Source organism: Parabacteroides sp. Marseille-P3160 (genome assembly GCF_900162725.1).
In the GTDB taxonomy this organism is placed as follows: domain Bacteria; phylum Bacteroidota; class Bacteroidia; order Bacteroidales; family Tannerellaceae; genus Marseille-P3160.
Genome location: NZ_LT799418.1, coordinates 1,247,328 through 1,251,939, shown reverse-complemented (window position 1 = coordinate 1,251,939; position 4,612 = coordinate 1,247,328). Strand labels below are relative to the sequence as shown.

Genomic DNA, 4,612 nt, shown 5'->3' with positions numbered 1-4,612 from the left:
GACCTGTCCCGTTTTGACTGGTGGAAATCAAGAAAGATTGTGGTTCAGCGTGTCATTGAAAGAGGATGGGTGAAGGATTTTTACGCTGCGTTTAATTTGTATGGTGGCATAGAAGGATTCAGGGAAATAATAAAAGAAGTTCCCAGCCTATCGGCACGGGACATGAATTTTGTTTGTGTCGCTTTTGACCTTAAAAAAGAAGAGTTGAAATGTTATACACGGAAACTGTTGCGGGATCAACTCTTGGACTCCTGAAGAAACTGGAAGCTGAAAGTGTCATGTCAGGTTTTAATCTGGCGGGAGAAACTTCTTTAGCTCTATATTTAGGCCATAGGATAAGTGCGGACCTGGATCTTTTCACGTCGGAGCCATTTGATGCAGGAAAATTGGAAACATTTCTTCATGATAATTATGGCTTCCGTACTGACTTTATGGAGAGAAATACCTTGAAAGGTACCATAGACGGCATTAAAATAGATTGCATAACCCATTCATATGAATATCTCGAAAAGCCGTACACAGAATCCGGCATCAGGTTGTATAGCATAGAGGATATCGTTGCCATGAAACTTTCTGCTATTGCTGACAATGGTTCGAGATTAAAGGATTTCATAGATATAGCTTTCCTTTCCACCTGTTTCCCTTTTAATTCAATGCTGAGATTATATGAACGCAAGTTTCCTGATTCAAATGTAATCAGACCCTTCAAAGCCATTACTTACTTTGATGACATAGACTTCGAAGAGGATATTGTTATGCTAAATGGTAAATATGATTGGAAACTCATTGAAAAAAGATTGGTTGAGATGGTCAAAGATCAAAATAAAATTTTCGAGTCGTTTCCGCTTCCCTAATCACCCATTGTCCATAAAGGCAATCGCCTACGAATCTATTGAATATAAGATGAAAATAAAATTACAAAAGAACACAAAAGCCTGAATTTTTTATATAAATTTGTAGAACTGAATGTGAACCGGTCCTTATGACACTCTCATGCGGAAAACACTCTCTCTGCAAAATCCCCAGCCAGGTTTTACGACCGTTGCGCTTTCCTTTTTTGAATAGTTGATGCAGCTTTTTGAAAGAATTAAGCATCTATCTATAAAAATGATACGATCCATTATTTAATTTTTAATACTTATGGAAACAACTACTCCGCCAGACAATCAGGAACAGGTGAATCTTTATTCGCTTGAAAATATTTTTTTTAATTGGATTATTTTATTTATTCAAAAAAACAAGTATATGAAAACAAAAAAAATACGACTTAATTTTCTTCTATTTCCTTTTACTTTGCTCGTAATAGGAGGATGCAACAATGACAATTACGAAAAAAATCCTATTTTCCCTGAAGCAATTATTGTTAAGGAGTTACCTAAAATGTATTTATCCGGTAATATTGAAAAGGGTGATCACAAAGTAATTCAAGACCAATCAGAATTGCAGAATATCTTTAGTTGGGAAGAATTAAGTAAAGTAAACGATTTACAAAATATTGATTTCTCGAAATATACGTTATTAATAGGATGTGATAGCTATCTCAGCGAAGCGAATCTCGAATATTCTTATTCCAAAACAGGGGATATCGATTATCTTTTTCAAATACGAATATCCGGTATGGCAGCTCGACCAGATGGTTTTTTTCAATATGGCATTATTGTTGAAAAACTACCTCAAAAAGCAAAAGTAAATTTTAGTGTAACTTCATTATGACTATTATGAAAAAATATATTTATATAATCTGCCTGTCTTTGTTTTCTGTTTTTCTATTTTCACAAAACAACAGCGAATATTTTTATTATTACAAGGGAGAAAAACAATATTTAGAACTAAACACCGATTATGTATTTGTTTCGTCTATCGGTCGTGAATCAATAGAGTTTAACAATATATTAAAAAATGCTGTTATAAATATTCGGAAAGATGAAATGTCTAATATGTTAAGAAAACAACAACAAACAGACAAAGATATCTTTTGGTCAGAAGTCAAATTAGGAACAAATTTGTCACCAGCTATTTATACTGATAAAATAAAACAGATAAAGCAAAGTGGAGATATGATCGTATCGCCCTATTTTAAGTCGCCAAACAGTAAAAAAATAGGACTTTCCAATTATTTTTATGTAAAAATAAAGGAATTATCGGATACTATATTACTTAGAAAATATTCCGAACAATGGAATGTAATTATCGTAAAACAGGATAATTTTATGCCTTTATGGTTTTTGCTGTCCTGCACAAAACAGTCGAAAAATAATACATTGGAACTAGCAAATGTCTATTATGAAAGTAATTTGTTCCAATATGCAGAACCCGATTTAATGGTGGAAGATATAATAGGATGTGCAACTGATGAGTTTTTTACTAATCAATGGGGGTTAAAAAATACTGGACAGTACGGAGGTACCTTTGGCGTTGATATTAAGGCTTGTGATGCATGGAACTTATCAACAGGATCAAATGTAACGGTAGCAGTCGTTGACCAAGGAATACAGTTAAATCATCCAGATTTACAATCAAATATAAATTCTCTAAGCTATGATACGGACAACGGAACTTCTCCGAGTATTGTACGAGGAGATCATGGAACGGCTTGTGCCGGCATTATTGGAGCTGTTGGGAATAATGCAGGGATAAGGGGGGTTGCTCCTAATTGTAGTTTAATGTCAATAAGTAGTACATTGGACCTTTTAACACCTAATATACGTGGACGGATAGCAGATGGCATTAATTGGGCAGTACAAAACGGAGCTGACGTCATAAGTAATTCATGGGCACATAATGACTTAGCGAGTAGTTTAATTGACAATGCAATTACTAATGCTATAATTAACGGTCGAAATGGACTTGGATGTATTGTGGTTTTTCTTTCTCACAACGACAACTCCTCAATTAGATATCCAGCAAATAGTAATCCTGATATCCTTACAGTAGGAGCAATAAGTCCTTGTGGACAAAGGAAAGATCCAAGTTCATGCGACGGTGAAAATTGGGGAAGTAACTATGGATCCCAATTAGATGTAGTTGCTCCAGGTGTACTCATCTCTACAACCGATCTGACAGAGAATAGCGGATATAATCCAAATGTCCCAATACATACAGGTAATGGAGGAAATAAAGTAACTTCTGATTACAGCAATAGAGATTATACTGTATGGTTCAACGGCACTTCCGCTGCCTGTCCACATGTAGCCGGAGTTGCCGCTCTTATCCTTTCTGTTCGTCCTGACCTTACCGGTCAGCAGGTAAGGGATGTAATCGAGCAAACAGCTCAAAAAGTGGGTAACTATTCTTATGCAACGACAACCGGTCGCCCCAATGGTGTCTGGAACAATGAAATGGGCTATGGTTTAGTCAATGCCTACGCGGCCGTTTACGCAGTTGCTCCACGTATCTCCGGCCCCTCCGCCGTTTGCGACCAAGCTACTTATACCATTGAAAACCTCCCGCAAGGAGCAACGGTACAATGGTCTGCGACAAATTTCATTCCTGCATCGGGGACAGGTACAAGTTTTACAGCTACCGCCAAAAATGGAGCGGGACAGGATAGGATCCTTGCGACAATCACTCCTCCCTCCGGAAATACCATACCCCTATCTCTCAATGTAGATTTGAATGGCTATGAACCTATCGAAGGTCCGGATGAAGGATATATTAGTCAAAAAAGAGCCTATTTTACCATGTTAGGAAGCGTCGTTGTGCAATGGATGGTAAATGGCGTTGTAATGCATCCTGACACACCTAGTAGATTGATCCTTTCTCCCCTCAGCCAATATTATCCGGGCAACGTCTTAATTATTTGTACAGGAATATCCGATTGCGGTACATTTACGGCAACCAAAGATTTCCAGGTTATTGATGATACGGAACCGCTCTTCCTGATATATCCTAATCCCGCAAGTACCTCTTTCCGTATCAAACAAAAGATTTCGGAAAATGAAGTTGCATCAGACAAGACGGATAATAGCGACTTGTCCGTACTTATCTATAACAATCAAAGTTCACTACTTGGTAAACATATCGTAAAAGAGAACGAGCCGATCGATATTCATCTGTTACGGGACGGTTTCTATATTGTACATATTATTAAGGATTCAAAAATATATGAGGCCAAACTAATCATTAAAAGAGATTAAAGTTTTAAGATTAGAACATTATAACCATCTGATTTTTATCATTATGGAACGACACTCTACCACTGACAATCAGGTTACATACGAATCATCATTTGCATGAAAATATTTATTTTGAATAGGCTGTTCGTAGCATGCACTACGAACAACCCATCCAACAATCGATACTTACTTTTGGAAAGAATGAACGATCTCGATCACCTCGCTTCACACGAAAAAGACCTCCGATTTGCGAAAGAAAGATAAAGGAGAAGGATATGAATGATGAAAACCGACTGATTAATTGTATATTCCGTGAAAATATATTAAATTTGTAATCATACGAAAAGAACGGGAAATGACTTTATTTGATGAATATAAAAAAATACGCAGGCGATTCTTCAATTTCTCCTTCACTGCTTTGGGAATATGACCTGTCCCGTTTTGACTGGTGGAAATCAAGAAAGATTGTGGTTCAGCGTGTCATTGAAAGAGGATGG

At 36.8% G+C, this 4,612-nt stretch carries 4 protein-coding genes; all 4 read left to right on the top strand.

The genetic code is table 11. From position 1 onward, the window contains the following. The coding region (locus BQ8014_RS05035; protein WP_080903402.1) for a DUF6922 domain-containing protein at positions 1 to 255 on the top strand (255 nt) is incomplete at its 5' end. After that, on the top strand, positions 210 to 854 hold the full coding sequence (locus BQ8014_RS05030; protein WP_080903409.1) for a nucleotidyl transferase AbiEii/AbiGii toxin family protein: 645 nt from the start codon (positions 210 to 212) through the stop codon (positions 852 to 854). The genes BQ8014_RS05035 and BQ8014_RS05030, both read left to right, overlap by 46 nt. 286 nt (positions 855 to 1,140) lie before the next feature. After that, positions 1,141 to 1,713 carry a hypothetical protein gene (locus BQ8014_RS05025; protein ID WP_080903408.1) on the top strand — a complete coding sequence of 191 codons (573 nt, stop codon included), beginning with the start codon at positions 1,141 to 1,143 and terminating at the stop codon, positions 1,711 to 1,713. A gap of 5 nt (positions 1,714 to 1,718) precedes the next feature. Further along, complete coding sequence (locus BQ8014_RS05020; RefSeq protein ID WP_160150034.1) at positions 1,719 to 4,136, top strand: S8 family serine peptidase; 2,418 nt, start codon at positions 1,719 to 1,721, stop codon at positions 4,134 to 4,136. Positions 4,137 to 4,612 lie beyond the last annotated feature (476 nt).

What these genes read in the sequence shown, in the direction of transcription:
- BQ8014_RS05030 (WP_080903409.1), top strand. Translation starts at nt 210, where the DNA reads ATGTTATACACGGAAACTGTTGCGGGATCAACTCTTGGACTCCTGAAG.
- BQ8014_RS05025 (WP_080903408.1), top strand. Translation starts at nt 1,141, where the DNA reads ATGGAAACAACTACTCCGCCAGACAATCAGGAACAGGTGAATCTTTAT.
- BQ8014_RS05020 (WP_160150034.1), top strand. Translation starts at nt 1,719, where the DNA reads ATGAAAAAATATATTTATATAATCTGCCTGTCTTTGTTTTCTGTTTTT.